Source organism: Rhabdothermincola salaria (genome assembly GCF_021246445.1).
GTDB lineage: Bacteria > Actinomycetota > Acidimicrobiia > Acidimicrobiales > Acidimicrobilacustridaceae > Rhabdothermincola_A > Rhabdothermincola_A salaria.
Window position 1 is genome coordinate 240,825 of record NZ_JAJQXW010000003.1, and the last position, 21,963, is coordinate 262,787.

Below are 21,963 nucleotides of genomic sequence, written 5' to 3' on the forward strand. Positions count from 1 at the left end.
CCCGGGACGGCCCTCACCGGCCCCCCGTACGGCCCCGGCCACCGACACGAACCAGGAGACCCCGTGACGCTCACCGCCCCCGAGCCCACCGCCACCGAGAGCACCCGCACCATCCCCCGGTTCGTCAGCGTCGACGACCACATCATCGAGCCCGCCGGGGTGTGGCAGGACCGCCTGCCCGAGAAGTACAAGGCCGTGGGCCCCCGCCTCGAACGCCTGCGGGTGGCCAACCTGCAGTTCAACGGCATGCAGTACAGCTTCGACATCGTCGACGGGGACTCCGCCGAGGGGAAGTGGGCCGATTTCTGGTGCTACGAGGACCTCAAGGTCCCCATGCGGCGCATCATCACCGCCGTCGGGTTCCCCCCCGAAGAGCGCACGTTGCTGCCCGTGACCTACGAAGAGATGCGCAAGGGCTGCTGGGACCAGACCGCTCGCCTCGAGGACATGGACGTCAACCACACCGAGGCGTCGCTCTGCTTCCCGACCTTCCCCCGCTTCTGCGGGCAGACGTTCACCGAGGCCAAGGACCGCGAGCTCGCTCTGCTGTGCGTCAAGGCCTACAACGACTGGATGGTCGAGGAGTGGTGCGGTGGTGCCGGCCAGGGCCGCCTCATCCCGTTGATCATCGTGCCCCTGTGGGATGCCGACCTCGCCGCCGAGGAGGTCCGCCGCAACGCCGCTCGCGGCGTGCGCGCCGTCACCTTCTCGGAGATCCCGCCGTTCCTCGACCTGCCGAGCATCCACACCGGCTACTGGGACCCGTTCTTCCAGGCCTGCGCCGAGACCGACACCGTCATCAACATGCACATCGGCTCGTCGTCGCGCATGCCGGCCACCTCACCCGACGCGCCCGCCGGCGTGCAGGCCACCCTCAGCTTCAACAACGCCATGGGCTCGCTGGCCGACTGGATCTTCTCCGGCATCCTCGTGCGCTACCCCACGCTGAAGCTGGCCTACTCCGAGGGCCAGATGGGCTGGATCCCCTACGCCCTCGAGCGCGCCGACAGCGTGTGGAGGGAGTTCCGGGGCTGGGCCTTCGACAAGGAGGCCGTGCCGGAGCCGCCGTCCTTCTACTTCAAGCGCCAGGTGTTCGCCTGCTTCTTCCGCGACAACTTCGGGCTCAAGAACCTCACCGACGTCGGCGTGGACAACGTGACCTTCGAGACCGACTACCCCCACTCGGACTCCACCTGGCCCGACACCAAGCAGGTCTTCACCGACATGGTGACCGACCTCTCCGACGAGGACGTCTACAAGCTGGCCCGCGGCAACGCCATCCGCATGCTGAGCCTCGATCTCGACTGAGACGACCCTCGGCCGGGCGAACCGGCGGTGGGCGATCGCCGCCCTGGCGACCCCTCATGTCGGTTGCGACGACGATGGCCCGGCGACGTCTGCCGGGCCATCGTCGCGGGTAGGCACCGCAACGGCGTTGGAGGGCGCCGCCCATGCGGCTCATCACATCGGCAGTGCTCTGGATCTCGCTGTACCTGGCCCTGGCCGTGGCGCCGCTGCTCTTCGCCCTGCTCGCCGACCCTCCCCCGGCGCGAGCGTTCTGGACCGAGCTGTCGGTCGCCTTCGGGTTCGTCGGGCTGGCCCTGCTCGGACTGCAGTTCGCCGTCAGCGCCCGCTCCAACGGCGTGGACGCCCCCTACGGCCACGACGTGGTCCTGCGCTTCCATCGCCAGATCTCCATGGTGGCGCTGGGTCTGGTGCTGGCTCATCCCATCATCCTCTTCGTCACCGACGCCGCCCCCTGGGGCCTGCTCAACGTGTTCGACGCACCGTGGAGGGCCCGCTTCGGCGTGCTCTCCGTGCTGGCTCTGCTCGCCATCGTGGCCACCTCGCTGTGGCGGCTCCAGCTGCGCCTGTCCTATGAGGTGTGGCGGCTCAGCCACGACCTGCTCGCCGTCGTGATCATGGTGGCCGCCCTGCTCCACGTGGAGCTGGTGGGCCACTACGTGGCCGGCACCTGGCGACAGGTGCTGTGGGCGGTCATGTCGCTCGGCATCCTCGGTGTGCTCGCCTGGATCCGTCTGATCAAGCCGCTGGCCATGCGGCGTCGCCCCTGGGTGGTGGACGAGGTCGTCGAGCGGGCCGACGACGTGTGGTCGTTGCGCCTGCGTCCCGTCGGTCACGACGGCCTTCGCTTCGACCCCGGCCAGTTCGCCTGGATCACGGTCGGCCGCTCGCCGCTGCGGGTCACCGAGCATCCCTTCTCGATGTCGTCGAGCGCCGAGGAGCCCGATCTGTTGGAGTTCACCATCAAGGCCGCGGGCGACTTCACCTCGACGGTCGGCGAGATCCAGCCCGGCACGCGCGTGTTCGTCGACGGCCCCTACGGCGTCTTCACCCCCATCCGCAACGAAGGCGCCGGCTTCCTGTTCGTCGCCGGCGGCATCGGCGTCACGCCGATCATGAGCATCCTGCGCACCCTCGCCGACCTGGGCGATCGCCGGCGCATGACCCTCGTCTACGCCAACCAGACGTGGGACGACGTGGCCTTCGCCGACGAGCTCGCCGATCTCGAGCAGCGCCTGGAGCTGCGCGTCGTGCACGTCCTGGCCGAACCCGACGAGGACTGGGAAGGTGAAGCCGGCTTCGTCACCCACGAGATCCTCGAGCCCAACCTCCCCGAGCGTCCCGACCGGGTGCGGTGCTTCCTCTGCGGACCGGCGCCGATGATGGACGCGGTCACCCACGATCTGCTCGCCCTCGGTCTGGACCTCGAACAGATCCACAACGAGGAGTTCGTCTTCGCATGAGGGAGAGTCCGCGATGAGGGCACAGCTGACGACCCGGGTGGTGGTGGCGATCACCGTCGTGGTGATCGCCGCATCGGTGCTCTTCGCCCTCGTGCGGTGAGTGCACCGGACCGGAGGGGCGAGACGCCGGGCGCCGGGTACCGTGCCACCGTGGCCCGACGATCCGACACTGCGCGCCCTCGTCGTCGACGGGGCGTCATGCGTCACTACGAGCGGCCCCTGCACCGGGATCGGCTCTTCCTCCTCGTCGCCGCGTCCTCGGTGCTGGTCACGGTGGTGTTCGTGGCGTTGGTGGTGCTGCTGACCGGGCTGCCCGACCAGCCGCTGGACTGGCTGCGTCCGGCGGTGCTCGGCCTGCTCGTGGCACTGCTGTCGTTCCGCCTGCTCGGCATGGGGGTCACGTCGTCGCGGACCTTCCAGGAGGGCCTGCGCGGCACATCCGGCGAGCACCGTGGCGCGCCCGGGGGCGACGCGCCGGTGCCTCACGACTTCGAGGCGACGGGCCGGGCCGCCGGCGCGGTCGTGGGCCAGGCGCTGCGCGCCACCCGGGCGGCCCGTACCCCTTCGGCTGCCCCTGACCCCGGCCACGCCACCGAGCCGGGGAGCCCCGCGGAGACCACGCCCACGGCCTCCGCCGACAACGCGCCCGCCACCCCGGCGGCGACCCCACCGAGGGTCGACGCGACCGCCCGCGTGGCAGGCGCCATGCTGGGCCGCCGGCTGGCGGAGCGACGACGACGACACGAGGAGGGCTGATGGACCTGGGACTCGTCGGCAAGCGAGCGGTCGTGGCCGGGGCGTCCTCCGGCCTGGGGCTGGCCTGTGCCCGGGCCCTGGCCGCCGAAGGGGCCCGGGTCGTCGTCGGGGGACGGTCCGAGCAGCGCCTCGGAGACGCCGTAGCCGCCAGCGACGGGGCGCTCACCGGCGTTGTCGGCGACGTGGGCACGCCCGACGGCGCCACCCAGTGGGCGCTCGATGCGGCGGCGACCCTCGGCGGGGTCGACATCGTCGTCCCCAACGCCGGGGGACCCCCGCCCGGCACGTTCGCCAGCACCGACCTCGACGCCTACGCCCCGGCGCTCGACCTCAACCTGTTGTCGACCGTGGCCATGTGCAAGGCGCTGGTCCCGTCGATGCAACAACGTGGTTGGGGGCGGGTGGTGGCCATCACGTCGGTGGCCGTGCGCCAACCCGTCGCCGAGCTCATCTTGTCCAACACGGCCCGGGCCGGGGTGACCGGCTTCCTCAAGACCCTCGCCCTCGAGGTGGCCTCCGACGGGGTCACCGTGAACTCGGTGCTACCGGGCCTCCACGACACCGATCGCCTCCGTGCCCTGCGCGGCGGCGACACCGCCGGGCTCGGCGCCACCGTCCCGGTGGGCGAGGTCGGCCGCCCCGAGGACTTCGGCGCCGTGGTCGCGTTCTTGTGCAGCGAGCACGCCCGTCACATCACGGGCCACGCCCTGCCCGTCGACGGCGGGGCGGTACAGGGTCTGCTCTGAGGCGTCAGGGGCCGCGGGCGTCGCCTCGGTCGTGCTCCTGCGCCCGACCTCCGACGGCCGTGCCGTCCGGCTCGTCGTGGAGGTCGCCCCCGGCCGACGCCTGGTCCGCCTCGTGCCCGAAGGCCGCCAGCAGCTGCCGGGCCACCCCCTGGGCCCGCTGGTCCCGGGCCACGAGCACCGAGCACAGCTCGCGGCGGTCGGGGCCGACCCCGCCGCGGGCCACGCCCACCACCTCGCCTCGCCGCCGGGCGGTGACGACGACCGGCCGGCATCCCGCCGGGACCGCGGTGGCCGCCGAGTGTGGCTCGTCGTCGGGCCACTCCCCCGATTCGAACGCAGCGGCCTCTGGATCGAGGAGAGACGAGACGACCAGCTCGAGCTCCACCCCACCCCGCCCCACGACACGGCGCGGGCCGAAGGGCACATCGGCCACGGGGACCCAGCGGCGGTGGGCGTCGCCGTGGCGTTGCTCCTGGAGGAGGTGGACCCGGTCGAAGGGCACCTCGACCACGTAGTCGGACAGGGCGACGAGGGCGGCCGCCCGGCGATCGTCGAGGGCGTCGTCGGCCAGGGTGACGTGGGGTTCGAAACCGAAGGTCAAGGTCCGCTCGAGGGGACCGACGAACACGTCGTCGCGCAGTCGGCGCACGATCTCGCCGCCCTCGTCCTCGTGCACGCCGAGGTGCACCGTGGCGGTGGCGGGGGCGAAGGTCGTGGGCGGTCCGAGGCGCGCCACGAACGGCGAGTGCCGGGCGGCCGCCTGCCGCAGTACGGCGAGGGCCTCGGGGAGGTCCTCGACCCGCACGTTGACCGGCGGCACGAGCGTGAGGTGGGGAGGAACCCTCTCGAGGGCGCCGTCGCCGAGCGCGCGCCGCAACCCGTCGATCTCCGAGTCGAGGGGGGCGGGCACCAACAGCGCCACCCCGAGGCGCAGCCGAGGCACGGACGCCACCGTAGCGACGGGTCGCCGCGATCACCGGCCCTGCCGCCAGGGCAGGGCAGAATGGGCCATGGCCGCCGTGATCGACACCGAGCAGTACCGGGTCCAACCGGGCACGAGATTGCACCTCCCCGACTGGCCCACCAAGACCACCAACGGCTTCGACGGCGGCAAGGCCGACGCCAAGGCCTGCCTGGAGGAGCTCAACCTCCGCCTCACCGACCTGCAGCAGCTGCTCTACGCCGAGGGCAAGCACAAGATGCTGGTGGTGCTCCAGGGGATGGACACGTCCGGCAAGGACGGCACCATCAAGCACGTCTTCAAGACCATCAACCCCCTCGGGGTCAAGGTCGCCAACTTCAAGAAGCCCAACGAGGTCGAGCTGGCCCACGACTTCTTGTGGCGGGTCCACACCCACGCTCCCCGCAACGGTCGCATCGCCATCTTCAACCGCAGCCACTACGAGGACGTGCTCATCGTCCGCGTCCACGACATGGTGCCCGACGACGTGTGGCGGCCCCGCTTCGAGCACATCCGCAACTTCGAGCAGATGCTGGTGGACGAGGGCACCGTCGTCGTGAAGTTCTTCCTGCACATCTCGCGTTCCGAGCAGAAGGAACGGCTCGAAGAACGGCTGGAGAACCCGGCCAAGCAGTGGAAGTTCGAGCACGGCGACATCAGCGAGCGGGCCCACTGGGACGACTACACCACGGCCTACGAGGACGCCATCACCACCAGCGCCACCGTGGGGGCCCCCTGGTACATCGTCCCCTCCGACCGCAAGTGGTACCGCAACCTGGTGGTCTCCCAGGTCCTCATCAACGCCCTCGAGGACCTCGACATGAGCTACCCCGATCCCATCGACGGCATCGAGAACATCCGCATCGAGGACTGAACGCGACACGGGGGAGCACCCGCAGGTGCTCCCCCGTGTCGCTGGTCAGTGCTCCCGTTCGGGGCATGGAGCCCCGACGGGTTCTCAGCCGACGGTCTGGCCGGTGGCCACCAGTCGGGCGTGGGCCCGACGCAGGCCGGCTTCGGCCTCGACGTCCTCGCCCTTGGCCACGGCGGCCTCGTGGCGCTCCTTGGCCTGACGGGCCCGGTCGGCGTCGATGGCGCTGGCCATCTCGGCGAGGTTCGAGAGGATCTTCACCTGGTCGTTGCTCACCTCGATGAAGCCACCGTGCACGGCCGCCAGCTCGGTGCCGCCGTCGACGAGGGCGATCTCGAGGGTCCAGGTGGCCAGTGCCCCCACGAACGGCGCGTGGCCGGGCAGGAAGGCGATGTCGCCACCGCCGACCGTGCGGGCGCGCACCATGGTGGCGTCCCCGGCGAACAGCGTGCGCTCGGGCGACACGAGTTCGACGTGCAGTGGCATCAGGAGCCGGCCTCGAGCTCGCGGGCCTTGGCCCGGGCGCCGTCGGCGTCGCCGACGTTGAGGAAGGCCTGCTCGGGCAGGTCGTCGAGGTCGCCGTTGACGAGCTGCTCGAACGACTCGACCGTGTCCTCCACCGACACGAAGATGCCGGGCATGCCGGTGAAGACCTCGGCCACGAAGAAGGGCTGGGACAGGAACCGCTGGACCTTGCGGGCCCGGTTCACGGTGATGCGGTCCTCTTCGGAGAGCTCGTCGAGGCCGAGGATGGCGATGATGTCCTGGAGCTCCTTGTAGCGCTGGAGGACCTCCTGCACCCGGCGGGCGACGTCGTAGTGGCGCTGGCCGACGCTCTCGGGCGAGAGGATGCTGGAGGTCGACGACAGCGGGTCCACCGCCGGGTAGATGCCGAGCGAGGCGATGTTGCGGGAGAGCTCGGTGGTGGCGTCGAGGTGGGTGAAGGTGGTGAACGGCGCCGGGTCGGTGTAGTCGTCGGCGGGCACGTACACGGCCTGCAGCGAGGTGATGGAACGACCTCGGGTCGACGTGATGCGCTCCTGCAGCTCGCCCATCTCGTCGGCCAGGGTGGGCTGGTAGCCCACCGCGGACGGCATACGGCCGAGGAGGGTGGACACCTCGGACCCGGCCTGCACGAACCGGAAGATGTTGTCGACGAAGAGCAGCACGTCCTGGTTCTGCACGTCGCGGAAGTACTCGGCCATGGTGAGCGCCGACAGGGCGACGCGCAGGCGCACGCCGGGCGGCTCGTCCATCTGGCCGTAGACCAGGGCGGTCTTGTCGATGACCCCGGACTCCTCCATCTCCAGCCAGAGGTCGGTGCCCTCACGGGTGCGCTCGCCCACTCCAGCGAAGACCGACACACCACCGTGCTGGGAGGCGACCCGGTTGATCATCTCCTGGATGAGCACCGTCTTGCCCACGCCGGCGCCGCCGAACAGGCCGATCTTGCCGCCGGCGAGGTAGGGCGTGAGCAGGTCGATGACCTTGATGCCCGTGGGGAACAGGGTGGCCTTGGGCTCGAGGGTGTCGAACGCCGGCGGCTCGCGGTGGATCTCCCAGCGCTCGACGTTGGCGTCGGTCAGCGGGGAGTCGAGGGGCTCGCCGATCACGTTGAACACGTGGCCGAGCACGGCGTCGCCGACGGGCACCGTGATGCCGCGCCCGGTGTTGCGCACCGGGGTGCCGCGGGTGAGGCCGTCGGTGGGCTTCATGGTGACCACCCGCACCCGGCTGTCGCCGATCTGCTGGGCCACCTCGGCCACCACCGTGACGGTGCCGCCTTCGATGGTGAGGTCGAGCTCGAGGGCGGTGTTGATCTCGGGAAGGGAGCCGCGAGGGAACTCGACGTCGACCACGGGGCCGGCGATGGCGACGACGCGGCCTTCCTTCAGGGGGGTGGCGTTCTCGGTGACGGTCATCGGCGTGGTGTCTCCTGTACTCGCGTCGGACTCAGTGGCCCGACACCGACTGGTCGAGCCGGTCGAGGTGGTCGGGGAAGATGTGGGCGGGGTTCAGCAGCGACGGCAGGAGCTCTTCGCTCGTGGCCTTGTCGCCCTTGAGGGCTTCGGCGCCGCCCACGATCTCCATGATCTCGGTGGTGATGGCGTCCTGGCGGGCTCGGTTCATCACCCGGGCGAGGGTGATCTTGAGCTCTTCGGCGTTGTCGGTGGCAGCCTTCATGGCCCGCTGCCGGGCGGCGTGCTCGGAGGCCGAGGCGTCGAGCAGGGCCGAGTAGATGCGCGACTCGATGTAGCGCGGGAGCAGCTCGTCGAGGATGACCGTGGGGTTCGGCTCGTACTCGAGGTCGCTGGTGGGCTCGCCGTCGGCGTCGCCGCCGTCGTCGACCTGCAACGGCAGGAAGCGGCGGATGACCGGCTCCTGGGTGCCCGCCGAGAGGAAGCGCCAGTAGACCAGGTCGACCTCACGGAACTCGCCCGCCTCGAAGCGCTGGCGCACCGCCTCGGCGATGGCACGGGCCTGCTCGTAGTCGGGCTGGTCGGTGACGCCGAGGAAGCTCTCCTCGATCTTGTAGCCGCGGTAGTTGAAGTACGACTGCGCCTTCTTGCCCACCACGTACAGGGCGTAGTCGAGCCCGTCGGCCCGACGGTCGAGGATCTCACGCTCCGCGTTGCGGATCACCGTGGAGTTGTAGGCGCCGCAGAGCCCACGGTCGGAGGTGATCACCACGAGCGCCGACGTGCGAGCATCGTCGTAGGACTGCAACAGGGTGCTCTCCCGAGCAGCCCCGGCGCGGACGAGGTCGAGGATGACCGCGGTGATCTCCTCGGCGTAGGGGCGCGAGGCCGCTGCCCGGTCCTGGGCCTTCACCACTCGGGTGGCGGCGATCAGCTCCATGGCGCGCGTGATCTTCTTGGTGGACTCGACGCTCTTGATGCGCCGGCGAAGGATCCGCTCCTGGCCTCCTGCCATGGATCAGGCCTCTTCCTCGCGCCGGACCTCGGTCTCGGGCAGCGTGGCTTCGGCGAGTCCGCCGGCTCGGGCCAGCTCGGCCTCGCCCTGGTCCTCGGCGTCGGGGATGGTGCCGCCGCCGGGGGTGCTGGCGGCGAACTCGGCCTTGAAGGCGGCGACGGCGTCGTCGAGGCCGGCGGGCATGTCGCCCGTGGTGCGGATGTCGTCGAGCAGGGCGCCGTAGCGTCCCCGCATGAAGTCGAGGAGGTCGGCTTCGAACCGCTTGACGTCGGCGACGGGGATGTCGTCGAGGTAGCCGGTGGTGCCGGCGTGGATGACGACCACCTGCTCCTCGACCGGCATCGGCGAGTTGAGGCCCTGCTTGAGCAGCTCGGTGAGGCGGTAGCCCCGCTCGAGCTGGGCGGCCGAGATCTTGTCGAGCTCGGAACCGAAGGTGGCGAACGCCTCCAGCTCGCGGAACTGGGCCAGGTCGAGCTTGAGGGTGCCGGACACCTTCTTCATGGCCTTGATCTGGGCGGCGCTGCCCACGCGGGACACCGAGATGCCCACGTCGACGGCGGGCCGCACACCGGCCTTGAACAGGTCGTCCTGGAGGTACACCTGGCCGTCGGTGATGGAGATCACGTTGGTGGGGATGTAGGCCGAGACGTCGCCGGCCTTGGTCTCGATGACCGGCAGGGCGGTCATCGAACCGGCCCCGAGGTCGTCGGAGAGCTTGGCGGCACGCTCGAGCAGGCGGCTGTGCAGGTAGAACACGTCGCCGGGATAGGCCTCACGGCCCGGCGGGCGACGCAGCAGCAGTGAGAGCTGACGGTAGGCCTCGGCCTGCTTGGACAGGTCGTCGTAGACGATGAGGCTGTGCTCGCCGTTGTCCATCCAGTGCTGGCCGATGGCGCAGCCGCCGTAGGGGGCGAGGTACTTGAAGGGGGCGGGGTCGGAGGCCGGGGCCACCACCACGACGGTGTAGTCCATGGCGCCGTGCTCGGTGAGGGTGTTCACCGTCTGGGCGACGGTGGACGCCTTCTGGCCGATGGCGACGTAGATGCACTTCACCCCCAGACCCTTCTGGTTGAGGATCGTGTCGACGCACACCGTGGTCTTGCCGGTCTTGCGGTCGCCGATGACGAGCTCGCGCTGGCCTCGACCGATGGGGGTCATGGCGTCGATGGACTTGATGCCGGTCTGCAGCGGCTCGTGCACCGGCTTGCGCCCGGTGATGCCGGGGGCCTGCACCTCCATGCGGCGCATCTGGGCGCCGACGATGGGGCCCTTGCCGTCGATCGGCACACCGAGGGCGTTGACGACCCGGCCCAGCAGGGCGTCACCGACGGGCACCGAGAGGATGCGGCCGGTGGCCTTGACGGCGGCGCCTTCCTCCACGCCGGCCGCGGACTCGGCGTCGCCGAGCACCACCGCACCGATGGAGTCCTCGTCGAGGTTCAAGGCGAGGCCCACGGTGCCGCCCTCGAACTCGAGCAGCTCGTTGACGCCCACGTCGGGCAGGCCCGAGACGCGGGCGATGCCGTCACCGACCTCGAGGACCCGCCCGACCTGGGTGGCCTCGAGCGAGGGAGTGAAGCCAGCCAGGTTCTTCTGGAGGGCGGCGGCGATGTCGCCGGTGTTGATGGTCAGTTCAGCCATTGCGTCTTCCTTCGAAGCGTTCAGAACGACTCACGGAGCTGGGACAAGCGCTGGCGCACGGAGCCGTCGATGACCGTGTCGCCGATCTGGGTGACGAGGCCACCGAGGACCTCGGGGTCGATGATCACCACGATGTCGACCTCCTTGCCGATGCTCTTGGCGAGCGCCTCGGCCAGGCGGGCCTTCTGGTCCTCGGTGAGGGGGACCGCCGAGCGGACCTGGGCGATGACCCGGCTGTCGGTGGCCGCGGTGCGGTCGAGCAGCCGACCGACGATGTCGGTGAGGCTGTGGACCCGACCGGTGGCCACCGTGAGGGCGACCAGGGCGGTGGTGGTGGGGGTGGCCTTGCCGCCGAGGAGGTCCTCGACGATCTGCTGGCGCCGCTCCACCGGGAGGTGGACGTCCGAGAGGGTGGTGCGCAGCTCGTCGTTGCCTTCGAGGATGCGAGCGAAGCGGAACAGCTCGTCGGTGACCTCGTTGCTGCTGCCCTCGGCCAGGAGGATGTTGTGGAACGCCTGGGCGTAGTAGTCGATGCGGTCGCTCATGACTGGGCCCCCACCCGGGTGATGTAGCCGTCGATGAGCTCGCTGCGGGTGGCGTCGTCGAGGGTGTTGACCACGACGGCCTCGGCGGCACCGAGGGCCAGTACGCCGATCTCGGACTGCAGGTCGCTGGTGGCCTGGGCCTTGGACGACTCGATGTCGGCGCCGCCCCGGGCGCGGACCTCGGCGGCGTCGGTCGACGCCCGCTCGATGAGCTGGGCCTTGACGGCCTGGGCCGTCTCGGTGGCCTCGGCGAGGATGCGGGCCCGCTCGTTGTCGGCATCCGCGATGCTGGCCTCGACCTGGGTGAGCTTGGCCTCGGCGCTGGTCCGGGCGGTCTCGGCGGTCTCGAGGTCGGTGCGGATCCGGTCGATGCGATCGTTCCACATCGTCTTGATGGCCGGACCGCCCTTCCAGACGATGAGGCCCACCACGATGAAGAAGGCGAGGGAACCCCAGAAGACCTCTTCGATCTTGTGGGGGAGGATGAAGCCGTTCTCCGCATCTGCGGCAGCGATGACCATTCGGGTCAACATGTGCGTCTCCTGTCGGGTCCGGCGCTAGTTCTGCGCGCCGGCGCGGTTGACGTAGTCCTCGACCACCTGCGTCTGCGCAGCGCGGTCGATGGGCTTTTGCACGACGGCCTCGGCGGCGCCGACAGCCATGTCGGCCAGGCTGCCGGAGAGCTCGGCCCGAGCCCGGGCCTTGGCCGCGGCGATCTCCTCGGCGGCGGCGGCTCGTTGGGCGGCCACGTCGGCCTCGGCGGCGGCCACGGCTTCGCGCCGCTGCGCCTCGCCCTCGGCCCGGCCGTCCTCGATGAGGCGGACGGCTTCGGCTCGGGCACCGGCCAGGCCGGCCTCGTACTGCTCGAGCTTGGTGACCCGTTCGACCTCGGCGCGCTCGGCGGCCTGGTGGTCGTCGCGGACCTTGGCGTCGCGATCGTTCATGGTGCGCAGGATCGGCGGGAGCAGGACGAACTTCATGAGCGCCCACAGCGCGAGGAAGAAGAGCGCCGCCCAGAACATCTCGCTGATCTCGGGCAGGATCGGGTTCTTGGTCTCCTCGGCGACCGCGTCACCAGCTTCGGCGGCGGCGGCGAGGACCGTGCTCAGCAGGACCACTCAGGGTCTCCTTGCGTGTGCGGGTTGGAAGGGATCGGACGAGGACGTCGTCGCGTCGGGTGGGTCACCGGCCGCCCCGTGAGGCGGCCGGTGCGCAACCCCGACGGATCAGACGAACTTGAGGAGGATGAAGACGACGAAGCCGATGAGGGCCAGGGCCTCGGTGAAGGCGATGCCGAGGAACATGGTGGTGCGCACCATGCCGGCGGCCTCGGGCTGGCGGGCCATGGCCTGCACGGACTGGCCGACCAGGTAGCCGATGCCGATGCCCGGGCCGAGGGTGGCGAGGCCGTAGGCGAGACCGGCCTGCCCGGCAGCGGAGATGTTCTGGGCGTCGCCGGCCTCGTAGACGACGGCTTCGGCCTGCGCAAGGATGCTCATTGGTGGTGGGTCTCCTGTTGTCGGGGTTGCGCCACCGGGTGGGCCGATGACGACACGGGTTGACGACCCGGGCGGACGCCCGGATCTTCGATCAGTGGTCGGGGTGCATGGCGCCGCCGATGTACACGGAGGCGAGGATGGTGAAGATGTAGGCCTGCAGGAACGCCACCATGATCTCGAAGCCGACGAGGCCGACCAGCATGGCGAAGGAGAAGGGCAGCACGACCGCCAGCAGCGTGGCCGAGAACAGCGTGATGCAGAGCACGCTGAAGGTGACCAGCAGGATGTGGCCGGCGAGCAGGTTGGCGAAGAGACGGACGGCCAGCGAGAAGGGCCGCACCAGGAACGTCGAGAGGATCTCGATGGGCACCACGAGGATGTACAGGGCCTTGGGCACACCAGGGGGTGCCACGGCGTTCCAGAAGTACTTGGGGCCCTGGTGCTTGACGCCCACGGCGACGAAGAAGACGAGGGTGAGCAGGGCCAGGAAGGCCGGCCCGGCCATGCGGGCGTTGGCCGGCATGTGGAAGAACGGGATGACCTCGAACAGGTTGCCGATGAAGATGAAGAAGAAGAGGCTGGCGAGGTAGGGCAGGTAGCGGATGCCGTCGGGGCCCACCGTCTGCATGATGATGCCGTCACGGATGAACGCGACCGACGACTCCGCCAGGTTCTGCACGCCTCGTGGCACCATCGCACCCTTGCGGGCCAGCAGGAAGAAGATCGTCGTGGCCGCCAGGGCGATCAGGTTGATCAGCGCGATCTTGTTGAAGGCGTACCACTGACCGTCACCGAAGGCGTTGGGCCACTCGACGAGCTGTTCGATGGTCGGAAACTCGAGTCCGAGGATCACGGGGCGGACGACTCCTTCGAGGCGGGGCTGGGCCCGGGCTTGAGGCCGGGGAAGGCCAGCGACGCCGAGACGTAGCGGGTCTCCCAGAGCAAGAGGCCGAGGTGGGTGATGATGATGGTGATGCCGAGCGGCACCAGGTCGACCCACGACGCGTCGACCACGAACCAGACGGCGGCGAACACGAGCGTGAGGCGGATCAGGAAACCGAACAGCGCGGCGAACATGAGCAGCGCCGGGGAGATGCGGGCCGCGTAGGAGAGCATGGCGGCGGCCAGGGTGAAGTTCACCAGCACGATCGCCAGCCCGTAGAGGGTGGACACGGCACCGTCGAGACCCCAGATGAGGCCGAACACGAGCACCAGCGCTGGGCCCACCATGGCCGCCCGCTTCAGCATGTCGCGGGCGATGACCCCTTCGGGGGCCGGCCCGTCGACCGCGGAGGCGGGCTGCTCGAGCATCACTTGGCCCACGGTCCGGCCGCCTCGTGGGCTTCCATCTCGGTGCGGTAGCCGAAGTAGAGCTTGGTCACGGCGCCGGCCAGGCCCACCACGGCGAAAACGACGGTGAGCAGCGGGACGATGCCGAAGAGGCGATCGAGCCCGTAGCCCACGAGCGCGAGGAGCACCGGCGAGAGAGCGAGCTCCCAGCCACCGGCCTGCTTGTACATGTGTTGTGAGACTTCGCGCCGTTGCGAAACGTCCACCGACGTGACCTGTCGTTCGTCGCCGCCGGTGCGATCCACCGGCGGGCTGGCTGGGTCCCCCGAAGCGTTCCCGGGGGCTTGTGAAGCGTTTCGCAAACTAGTTGGGGGCCCGCCGAGCCCGCAACTTCAGTGGGCGCCACCGTCGCGGGGAGCGGGGTCGGCCGGCGTCGACCTCGGCCGGTGGGCGAAGGGACCCACCACCGGCTGGTCGTCGTCGGGGTGCTGCCGGTCGCCGTCGGTCGTCGGTTCGGGCCCCTCGTCGGTCGCCGGAGCATCGGTGCCGGCACCTGCTCGACGGCGACCCCGGGCCACGGGGTGCAAGATGGTGAAGAGGGACAGCAAGATGGCGGCGATGCCGATGGGGACGATGGCATCGCCGGTGCCGGTGTAGGTGGGATAGAGCACGAAGCCCGAGAGCAGCGCCGTCCACGCCCACAGGATGAACACGCTGCGGCGGTGCCCGTGGCCCAGGCGCATGAGGCGATGGTGGAGGTGGCCCTTGTCGGCCTCGGCGATGCCCGAGCGCTTCGTGGCTCGGCGAACGATGGCGTAGAGCGTGTCGAGCACGGGCACCCCGAGGATGACCAGCGGGATGAGCAGCGGAGCGAAGAAGAAGAACGACTGGCCGCTGAACTGCTGGTCGATGCGCCCGCCGACCACCATCGTCGACGCCGCCAGCAACAGCCCGAGGAGGAGCGCGCCGCCGTCGCCCATGAAGATCCGCGCCGGGTGGACGTTGTGGGGGAGGAAGCCGACGCACATGCCCAGGACGAGCACGGCGATCAGCGGGCCGATGTTGCCGTCGGGCAACAGGCCCTGATCGCTGAGCTGCAGGGAGTACAGGAAGAAGCTGCCGGCGGCGATGGCCACGATGCCGCCGGCGAGCCCGTCGAGGCCGTCGATCAGGTTGATGGCGTTGGCCATGCCCACGACCCAGAGCACCGACAGCAGGTAGGACCAGTCGGTGGACAGCACGAAGACCCCGAGGAACGGGATGCGCAGCACCAAGATGGCGATGCCGGAGATGACCAGCACGCTGGCCGGCAGCACCATGCCCGCCAGCTTGGCCGGCGCCGACACCTCACGGAGGTCGTCGACCACCCCGACGACGAGCATGATCACTGCGGCGAGCACCAACCCGACCGGCTCGGTGCTGGCCCGGAACACGGTCGCGAAGTCGCCCATCGCCCAGGCCGTGCCCATCCCCACCAGCAGGCCCACCAGCATGGCCACACCACCGAGGGTGGGCGTCGGGCGGTCGTGCACCCTCCGCTCGTCGGGGCGCACGACGGCGCCGATGCGCACGGCCACGCGCCGGACCACGAAGAGGGACGCGAAGGTGGTGACGGCCACGACGGCCAGCACCACCAGGTACGCGTCGAGCTCGGGCACGAGTCAGACGACCGGCCGGCTCAGCTGTAGGGCGTGAACTTGGAGCACAGCGTGGCCACGTCGTCCCGCACGGCGGCCAGCTCGGCATCGTCGCCCCTGTGGCGCAGGGCCCGGGCGATGAGCCCGGCGATCTGGGCCATCTCGGGCTCGGTCATGCCCTGGGTCGTGACCGCCGGCGTGCCGATGCGCACCCCGCTGGTGACGAACGGGGAGCGGGGGTCGTTCGGTACGGTGTTCTTGTTGAGGGTGATGCCGGCCTGGTCGAGCGACGCCTGGGCCTCCTTGCCCGTGAGGTCGGCGTCGAAGGTGCGCAGGTCGACGAGCAGGAGGTGGTTGTCGGTGCCGCCCGAGACCAGGCGGAAGCCCTCGGCCGCCAGCGCCGCGGAGAGCGCCTGGGCGTTGCGCACGATCTGCGCCGCATAGGTCCCGAACTCTGGTTGCGAGGCCTCGCGGAAGGCCACGGCCTTGGCGGCGATGGCGTGCTCGAGGGGGCCGCCCTGCAGACCCGGGAACATCGCCTTGTCGATGGCGGCGGCGTGTTCGGCCGTGCTCAGGATGCAGCCCCCACGGGGGCCTCGGAGGGTCTTGTGGGTGGTGAAGGTGACCACGTCGCAGTAGGGCACCGGATTGGGGTGCGCCCCGCCGGCGATGAGCCCGGCGATGTGGGCGGCGTCGAACATCAACAGCGCGCCGACCTCGTCGGCGATGGTGCGCAGCGGCTCGGGATCGATGATGCGCGGGTAGGCGGTGGCCCCGGCGATGATCATCTTGGGGCGGGCCTCGACGGCGAGGTCGCGCATCTGGTCGTAGTCGAGGCGCTCGTCCGAGGGGGTGACGCCGTAGGCCACGAAGTCGTAGAAGCGGCCCGAGATGTTGACCGGCGAGCCGTGGGTGAGGTGGCCGCCGTGGTCGAGGCTCAGGCCCATGACGGTGTCGCCGGCCTCGAGCAGGGCCAGGTAGACGCCGAGGTTGGCGTTGGCCCCCGAGTGGGGCTGGACGTTGGCGTGGTCGGCGCCGAAGAGGGCCTTGACCCGATCGCGGGCCAGGTCCTCGACCTCGTCGACCACCAGGTTGCCGCCGTAGTACCGCTTGCCCGGGTACCCCTCGCTGTACTTGTTGGTGAGCACCGAACCGGTGGCCCGCATCACCGCAGGAGAGGTGAAGTTCTCCGAGGCGATGAGCTGCAGCGTGGTGTTCTGGCGTTCGACCTCGGCGTCGATGAGGTCGAACAGTTCACGGTCGTCGTCGGCAGGCCACATGGGCACGAGCTCCTGGTTGGGGGTGCGCTCGCAGGCGCAGGGTCACGAGGGGTGGGCGGAACCGAAGTCGAGCGACAACGACTCGAGCGCCGGCGGATCGAGCAGCGAGGCCAGCGCCAGCGCCAGCGACTCGAGCTCGACGGCGGTACGGGCGTACTGGGATCGGGGTCCGCCGATGGGGTCGGCGACGTCGTCGTCGGGGTCGGCGCGCAGGTAGGTGGCCGCGGTGCGACCGCGCCCGACCGCCGCCAGCCAGTCCGCCAGCGACTCGCCCTCGGCGCGGGGACCGACCTCTCGACCCCGGCGCACGAGCTCTTTGATGGTGAAGGTGCGTCCGAATGCGGCGGGCACCAGCCCGGCGACCTCCCGCACGTGCTCGCGAGCGAGAGCCAGCACGAGGTCGGCCCGCTCCACCAGATCGGTGTCGATGACCCGGGACCGGTGCCCGCTGAGGTCGAGGCCTCGGTCGGCGACCTCGCTCGCCGAGTGGGCCGAGGCGGCGTGCCCGGGCTCCCACACACCGGCAGAGTGGACGCGTGCGTCGACGCCACGGGCGCGCAGCGCGGCGTCGAGCATGACCTCGAGCATGGGGGAACGGCACACGTTGCCGGTGCAGACACAGAGGACGTCGATGAGGGCGATTGTAGGCCCGGCCCCCCTGGTCGTTCCCTCTCGGACACCCATCCGACGGCACCGGCGCGCCTTTCGAGGTGGGACCCGGGGCGTCAGCGGGCGCGGTTGGCCCGGATCCGGGCGGCCAGCAGCGCGTTGACCCGCTCCCCCGCCTTGGGCATCTCGTCGAGCAGGGTGCGGAACCGCTTCGTGTCGAAGGCCAACATCCGCATCGGGGTGTCGGCCACCACCGTCGCCGCTCTCGGGCGGTGCTCGAGCAGCGCCATCTCGCCCACCATGGTGCCCGGACCCACCGTGGCGACGAAGTCGTCGCCCACGTACACGCTGGCCTGGCCGTCGACGATGACGAAGCACTCCTGGCCCACCCGGCCCTGCTCGGTCAGCAGAGCGCCGCTCTCGGCCTGCAGGTCGTCGGCCAGCCGGGACACCCGGTCGAGCTCGTCCTCGGAGAAGCCGGCGAAGAACTCGACCCCTCGCAACCGTGCCGCCCCGTCCACGGCTCGTTCCCGTCGTCGCACCACCCGCGCCCCCCGGCTCGTGCCCGCTGACCCTGCCGTCAGCGACCGGGGCCGATCGTAGGCGCGCCCGGGGTCGCACGGGCTGGGATCCCGGGCCGCGGCGGTGCCGAGCCCACGAGCGCTCCCGGACGCAGCACTAGCCTCGCCCCCCATGGTCTCCGAGCTCTTCGACCCCCAGGCCTGGCGGCCCGTCAACGGCTTCGAGGGCCTCACCGACATCACCTACCACCGTGCCGTCGGGCACGGCACGGTGCGAGTGGCCTTCGACCGACCCGAGATCCGCAACGCCTTCCGCCCCCACACCGTCGACGAGCTCTACCGGGTGCTCGACCACGCCCGTCAGAGCACCGACGTGGGCTGTGTGCTGCTGACCGGCAACGGCCCCTCCCCCCGCGACGGCGGCTGGGCGTTCTGCTCGGGTGGCGACCAGCGCATCCGGGGTCGCGACGGCTACAGGTACGCCGAGGGCGAGACCGCCGAGTCCATCGACCCCGGGCGGGCCGGACGCCTCCACATCCTCGAGGTGCAGCGCCTCATCCGCACCATGCCCAAGGTCGTGGTCTGCGTCGTGCCCGGCTGGGCCGCCGGCGGCGGCCACTCGCTGCACGTGGTCTGCGACCTCACCCTGGCCAGCGCCGAGCACGCCCGCTTCAAACAGACCGACGCCGACGTGGCCAGCTTCGACGGGGGCTACGGGTCCGCCTACCTGGCCCGCCAGGTGGGCCAGAAGTTCGCCCGGGAGATCTTCTTCCTCGGCCGCGAGTACACGGCCGACCAGATGCACCGGATGGGTGCCGTCAACGAGGTGGTCCCCCACACCGAGCTCGAAGCCACCGCGCTGGAGTGGGGGCGCATGATCAACGCCAAGAGCCCCACCGCGCAGCGCATGTTGAAGTTCGCCTTCAACCTCGTCGACGACGGCCTCATGGGCCAGCAGGTCTTCGCCGGTGAGGCCACCCGGCTGGCGTACGGGACCGACGAGGCCGCCGAGGGCCGCGACAGCTTCCTCGAGAAGCGCGACCCCGACTGGTCCTCGTTCCCCTGGATGTACTGATGGCGCTCGCCGGGCGGGAATCTCTGATCTTGCTCACGTCGGGGCCTCGACCGGCCGACCATTGAGCCATGGCGACGACGAAGGTGCGCTGCCCCGCCTGCGGGGCCAAGAACGACGGCGAGGCCCGCAAGTGCCGCATCTGCGGCCAGGACCTGCGCGAGACCTCGGAGCGGCCTCTCACCATGCCCCAGCCGGGCAGCGAGGTCATGCGCAGCGCCCGGCTGTCGGGCCTGGTCCTCATCGCCGTGTTCGCCGTCGTCGGACTCGGGGTGCTGGCCCTCGCCTTCGGTGTGGTCGAAGGGCCTCAGTGGCTGTCCGACGCCCGCAACAAGCTCCCGCTCGTCGGGCAGTCGCCGAGCGACGGCTGGACGTCGTTCGAGGAGCCCTCGGGTTCGTGGGAGGGCGAGCTGCCCGTCGACCGCACGGAGGAGTCCCTCGCCTTCCCCACCGCCGACACGGGCTCCGCCCGCCAGTGGATCTCCCGCCTGGGCGGCACGTCCACGACCCCCGACACCGAGCTCTCGATCCTGTGGACCACCGTGCCCGCACCCGAGGACGAGCAGATCGAGCAGTCACTGGCCTCGGCCGGTGAGGCCTGGGCCCAGCAGGTGGGCGGCCCGACGTCGAGCAACGAGGAGGCCAGCTTCCAGGGGCTCCCGGCTCGTCGGGTCACCATCACCGACCTGCGCCAGGGTGACGAACGGGCCACGGCCGAGGCCCTGTTGATCCGCCGGGGGGAGCAGCTCGTGATCCTGCAGAGCCGATCGATCTACCCGGACCATCCCCAGTTCTCCCGCCTGGTCAACGGGTTCACCTTCGTGTAGGCGCGCCGGTCGGGCTGGCCGGCCGGCGTCGCCGGTTCGACGATCAGGCCCGGTCGAGCCCGGAGGCGGCGGCGGAGGTGCGCCGCGGCTGGTGTGGCTCCCACCGGGGCGCGCCGAAGGCCGCCTCGGGGACGTCGCCCAGGATCGTGACCCGACTGATCATGCGCGGCTCCTCGAAGTCGTTCACGGCGAGGTGCTGGGTGCAGCGGTTGTCCCACAGCCCGATCGTGCCCGGCGCCCACGAGTACCGGCAGGTGAAGTGCGGTTGGCTGCTCCAGTCGAAGAGGAAGGCCAGCAGGGCCTCGCTCTCGTCGCGGCCCAGCTGCGGGATGCGTCGGGTGAACTGTCGGTTCACGAACAGGCACGGTCGGCCGGTCTCGGGGTGCCGGCGAACGACCGGGTGCTCGGCCTGTCGTTCGGGGTGGCCGTAGTTGGCGGCGCTGTGGATCGCGGTGAGCCCGTCGAGCATCGCCCGCATCGGTTCCGCCAGGCGCTCGTACGCCAGGTACTGGTTCGACCACATCGTGTCGCCACCGGAGCGGGGCATGGTGTGGGCCTGCAGCACCGAGCAGAGCGGCGGCGAGGCATCGAAGGTGACGTCGGTGTGCCACACGTCGGCCACGTAGCCGTCGTCGGCCCGCAGCACCACGATCTCGGGGTGGTCGTCGTCGAGCTTCGGGATGAACGGGTGGATCTCGGCCTCACCGAAGCGGGTGGCGAAGGCCACGTGCTCGTCGGGGGTGAGATCCTGGCCGGGGAAGAACAGCACCAGGTGGTCGAGCAACAACGATCGCACCGTCTCGAACCCGCGGTCGTCGATCGAGCGCAGGTCGAGCCCGTGGACCTCGGCGCCGAGGGCGCCACCCGTGGAGTGCACCTGCACGTGGACCGCCGGTGCCGTACGGCCCTCGGTCTGCGTCATCGACCTTCCCCCTCACCTCTCCGAACGCCGGTGCCTCCCGCCGAGACGGGTGGCACCCTCACCGCGAAGGTGTCGCGGTCGACCGCCTTCACGGTGGCGCTCGAGTGCGACAGATCCGCAGGGCATCGTCCCACAGCCGTCGGGGTCGGTGTCCCGCGAGGCGGATCCGATCAGGAACGGCGAGCGACCAGAGCTCGGGCCCGCCCCGCCAGGTCGACTGCGATCCGTGCCTCGACCAGTCCGGCCGCCGACGCCAGGGCCAGCGCCACGTCGGCCTGGTCGGGGGCCAGCTCCACCACCAGCGACCCCTCGGCGGCCAGCCACCGGGGTGCGTCGGCCACGATGTGGCGGATGTCGTCGAGACCGTCGGATCCGGCGAACAACGCACCCGCCGGCTCCCAGTCGCGCACGACCGCCGGCAACTCGTCGCCGTCGGCGACGTAGGGCGGGTTCGACACGAGGAGGTCGACGGTGCCGGCCAGGTCAGTGGGCAGCGCCTCGAACCACGATCCTTCGGTCAGCCGGATCCGGGCCGCGGCCGCGCCCAGGCCGGCGAGGTTGGCGCGGGCCACCTCGAGGGCCTCGGACGAGGCATCGGTGGCCCAGACCTCCACCGTGCGGCGCTCGACGGCCACCGACAAGGCGATGGCCCCCGAGCCGGTGCCCAGGTCGACGACGCACGGCGTCCGGCCCTCGTGCCGGGCCGCCGGGATGGACCGATCGAGCTCGGCCAGCGCCACGTCCACGACCGTCTCGGTCTCCGGCCGGGGGATGAGCACCCGAGCGTCGACGAACAGATCGAGGGTGCGGAAGCCCCAGCGACCGAGCACGTACTGCAACGGCTCCCCGCGGAGGCGACGCTCGAGCATGAGGTCGAAGAAGTGCACACCTCGTTCGGTGGCGGGCTCGTCGAGCCCGAGCACCAGCTCGGCGCCTTCGAACCCGGAGGCCCGCTCCACGATGCACCGGGCGTCGAGGACCGGGTCGCTGTCGGCCGGCCCGGCGTCGGCGAGACGGCGCCGGGCCTCGGCCCTCAGCTGTCGCCACGAGACGGTTCCCTCGGGGGCCCCGGCCATCGATGCCC

General features: G+C 70.7%; 25 protein-coding genes. 7 read left to right on the top strand and 18 right to left on the bottom strand.

Going from position 1 to position 21,963, the window contains the following annotated elements; translation table 11 throughout:
* Positions 1-63: 63 nt before the first annotated feature.
* The 4 genes from LUW87_RS14370 to LUW87_RS14385 all read left to right on the top strand — a co-directional run bounded on the left by LUW87_RS14370 (position 64) and on the right by LUW87_RS14385 (position 4,270).
* A complete protein-coding gene (locus LUW87_RS14370) occupies positions 64-1,308 on the top strand; it encodes an amidohydrolase family protein (protein ID WP_232671883.1) in 1,245 nt (414 codons plus the stop codon).
* Between the two features lie 143 nt (positions 1,309-1,451).
* The gene (locus LUW87_RS14375) at positions 1,452-2,768 is read left to right on the top strand and encodes a ferredoxin reductase family protein (protein ID WP_232671884.1); all 1,317 of its coding nucleotides are present in this window, start codon (positions 1,452-1,454) and stop codon (positions 2,766-2,768) included.
* 198 nt (positions 2,769-2,966) lie between these two features.
* The gene (locus LUW87_RS14380; protein ID WP_232671885.1) at positions 2,967-3,524 is read left to right on the top strand and encodes a hypothetical protein; all 558 of its coding nucleotides are present in this window, start codon (positions 2,967-2,969) and stop codon (positions 3,522-3,524) included.
* Positions 3,524-4,270, top strand: a complete 747-nt coding sequence (locus LUW87_RS14385; protein WP_232671886.1) for an SDR family oxidoreductase — start codon at positions 3,524-3,526, stop codon at positions 4,268-4,270. Before LUW87_RS14380 ends, LUW87_RS14385 begins: the two co-directional genes overlap by 1 nt.
* A 4-nt stretch (positions 4,271-4,274) precedes the next feature.
* Here the strand turns inward: LUW87_RS14385 and LUW87_RS14390 are convergent, their stop codons facing one another.
* Positions 4,275-5,213 (bottom strand): GNAT family N-acetyltransferase, encoded by a 939-nt coding sequence (locus LUW87_RS14390; protein WP_232671887.1) that lies wholly within the window; start codon positions 5,211-5,213, stop codon positions 4,275-4,277.
* A 67-nt stretch (positions 5,214-5,280) separates the two neighbouring features.
* On the opposite strand from LUW87_RS14390, the gene LUW87_RS14395 reads away from it, so the two are divergent.
* On the top strand, positions 5,281-6,105 hold the full coding sequence (locus LUW87_RS14395; RefSeq protein WP_232671888.1) for a polyphosphate kinase 2 family protein: 825 nt from the start codon (positions 5,281-5,283) through the stop codon (positions 6,103-6,105).
* An 84-nt stretch (positions 6,106-6,189) separates the two neighbouring features.
* Here LUW87_RS14395 and LUW87_RS14400 read toward each other — a convergent pair whose 3' ends face one another.
* The 15 genes from LUW87_RS14400 to LUW87_RS14470 all read right to left on the bottom strand — a co-directional run bounded on the left by LUW87_RS14400 (position 6,190) and on the right by LUW87_RS14470 (position 18,082).
* A complete protein-coding gene (locus tag LUW87_RS14400) occupies positions 6,190-6,588 on the bottom strand; it encodes a F0F1 ATP synthase subunit epsilon (protein ID WP_232671889.1) in 399 nt (132 codons plus the stop codon).
* On the bottom strand, positions 6,588-8,024 hold the full coding sequence (gene atpD / locus LUW87_RS14405; protein ID WP_249420387.1) for a F0F1 ATP synthase subunit beta: 1,437 nt from the start codon (positions 8,022-8,024) through the stop codon (positions 6,588-6,590). Before atpD ends, LUW87_RS14400 begins: the two co-directional genes overlap by 1 nt.
* Before the next feature lie 31 nt (positions 8,025-8,055).
* Positions 8,056-9,036: a F0F1 ATP synthase subunit gamma gene (locus LUW87_RS14410; protein WP_232671890.1), complete on the bottom strand. Its 981-nt coding sequence runs from the start codon at positions 9,034-9,036 to the stop codon at positions 8,056-8,058.
* Positions 9,037-9,039: 3 nt separating this feature from the next.
* Entirely contained in the window at positions 9,040-10,677 is a 1,638-nt protein-coding gene (atpA, locus tag LUW87_RS14415) for a F0F1 ATP synthase subunit alpha (protein WP_232671891.1), read from the bottom strand.
* A 20-nt stretch (positions 10,678-10,697) separates the two neighbouring features.
* On the bottom strand, positions 10,698-11,222 hold the full coding sequence (atpH, locus tag LUW87_RS14420; RefSeq protein ID WP_232671892.1) for an ATP synthase F1 subunit delta: 525 nt from the start codon (positions 11,220-11,222) through the stop codon (positions 10,698-10,700).
* The gene (gene atpF, locus LUW87_RS14425) at positions 11,219-11,755 is read right to left on the bottom strand and encodes a F0F1 ATP synthase subunit B (RefSeq protein ID WP_232671893.1); all 537 of its coding nucleotides are present in this window, start codon (positions 11,753-11,755) and stop codon (positions 11,219-11,221) included. The genes atpH and atpF (LUW87_RS14425) overlap by 4 nt, the downstream gene beginning before the upstream one ends.
* Before the next feature lie 24 nt (positions 11,756-11,779).
* Positions 11,780-12,340 carry a F0F1 ATP synthase subunit B gene (gene atpF / locus LUW87_RS14430; protein ID WP_232671894.1) on the bottom strand — a complete coding sequence of 187 codons (561 nt, stop codon included), beginning with the start codon at positions 12,338-12,340 and terminating at the stop codon, positions 11,780-11,782.
* 108 nt (positions 12,341-12,448) lie between these two features.
* A complete protein-coding gene (gene atpE / locus LUW87_RS14435; protein ID WP_249420388.1) occupies positions 12,449-12,721 on the bottom strand; it encodes an ATP synthase F0 subunit C in 273 nt (90 codons plus the stop codon).
* 91 nt (positions 12,722-12,812) lie between these two features.
* Positions 12,813-13,574: a F0F1 ATP synthase subunit A gene (gene atpB / locus LUW87_RS14440; RefSeq protein ID WP_232671895.1), complete on the bottom strand. Its 762-nt coding sequence runs from the start codon at positions 13,572-13,574 to the stop codon at positions 12,813-12,815.
* Positions 13,571-14,032, bottom strand: a complete 462-nt coding sequence (locus tag LUW87_RS14445) for an ATP synthase subunit I (protein ID WP_232671896.1) — start codon at positions 14,030-14,032, stop codon at positions 13,571-13,573. Before LUW87_RS14445 ends, atpB begins: the two co-directional genes overlap by 4 nt.
* Positions 14,032-14,241: an AtpZ/AtpI family protein gene (locus tag LUW87_RS14450; protein WP_232671897.1), complete on the bottom strand. Its 210-nt coding sequence runs from the start codon at positions 14,239-14,241 to the stop codon at positions 14,032-14,034. The genes LUW87_RS14445 and LUW87_RS14450 overlap by 1 nt, the downstream gene beginning before the upstream one ends.
* A 162-nt stretch (positions 14,242-14,403) precedes the next feature.
* Positions 14,404-15,669, bottom strand: a complete 1,266-nt coding sequence (locus LUW87_RS14455; RefSeq protein WP_232671898.1) for a glycosyltransferase family 4 protein — start codon at positions 15,667-15,669, stop codon at positions 14,404-14,406.
* Between the two features lie 20 nt (positions 15,670-15,689).
* Positions 15,690-16,928 carry a serine hydroxymethyltransferase gene (locus LUW87_RS14460; RefSeq protein ID WP_232671899.1) on the bottom strand — a complete coding sequence of 413 codons (1,239 nt, stop codon included), beginning with the start codon at positions 16,926-16,928 and terminating at the stop codon, positions 15,690-15,692.
* Between the two features lie 42 nt (positions 16,929-16,970).
* The gene (locus tag LUW87_RS14465) at positions 16,971-17,612 is read right to left on the bottom strand and encodes an arsenate reductase/protein-tyrosine-phosphatase family protein (RefSeq protein WP_283251147.1); all 642 of its coding nucleotides are present in this window, start codon (positions 17,610-17,612) and stop codon (positions 16,971-16,973) included.
* Positions 17,613-17,653: 41 nt separating this feature from the next.
* Complete coding sequence (locus LUW87_RS14470; RefSeq protein WP_232671901.1) at positions 17,654-18,082, bottom strand: cyclic nucleotide-binding domain-containing protein; 429 nt, start codon at positions 18,080-18,082, stop codon at positions 17,654-17,656.
* Positions 18,083-18,230: 148 nt separating this feature from the next.
* On the opposite strand from LUW87_RS14470, the gene LUW87_RS14475 reads away from it, so the two are divergent.
* Together LUW87_RS14475 and LUW87_RS14480 are read left to right on the top strand one after the other, a co-directional pair.
* The gene (locus tag LUW87_RS14475) at positions 18,231-19,133 is read left to right on the top strand and encodes a 1,4-dihydroxy-2-naphthoyl-CoA synthase (protein WP_232671902.1); all 903 of its coding nucleotides are present in this window, start codon (positions 18,231-18,233) and stop codon (positions 19,131-19,133) included.
* 68 nt (positions 19,134-19,201) lie between these two features.
* Complete coding sequence (locus tag LUW87_RS14480) at positions 19,202-19,957, top strand: zinc ribbon domain-containing protein (RefSeq protein ID WP_232671903.1); 756 nt, start codon at positions 19,202-19,204, stop codon at positions 19,955-19,957.
* 43 nt (positions 19,958-20,000) lie between these two features.
* Here LUW87_RS14480 and LUW87_RS14485 read toward each other — a convergent pair whose 3' ends face one another.
* Entirely contained in the window at positions 20,001-20,879 is an 879-nt protein-coding gene (locus tag LUW87_RS14485; RefSeq protein WP_232671904.1) for a TauD/TfdA dioxygenase family protein, read from the bottom strand.
* Positions 20,880-21,049: 170 nt separating this feature from the next.
* Entirely contained in the window at positions 21,050-21,955 is a 906-nt protein-coding gene (prmC, locus tag LUW87_RS14490) for a peptide chain release factor N(5)-glutamine methyltransferase (protein WP_232671905.1), read from the bottom strand.
* Positions 21,956-21,963: the final 8 nt, after the last annotated feature.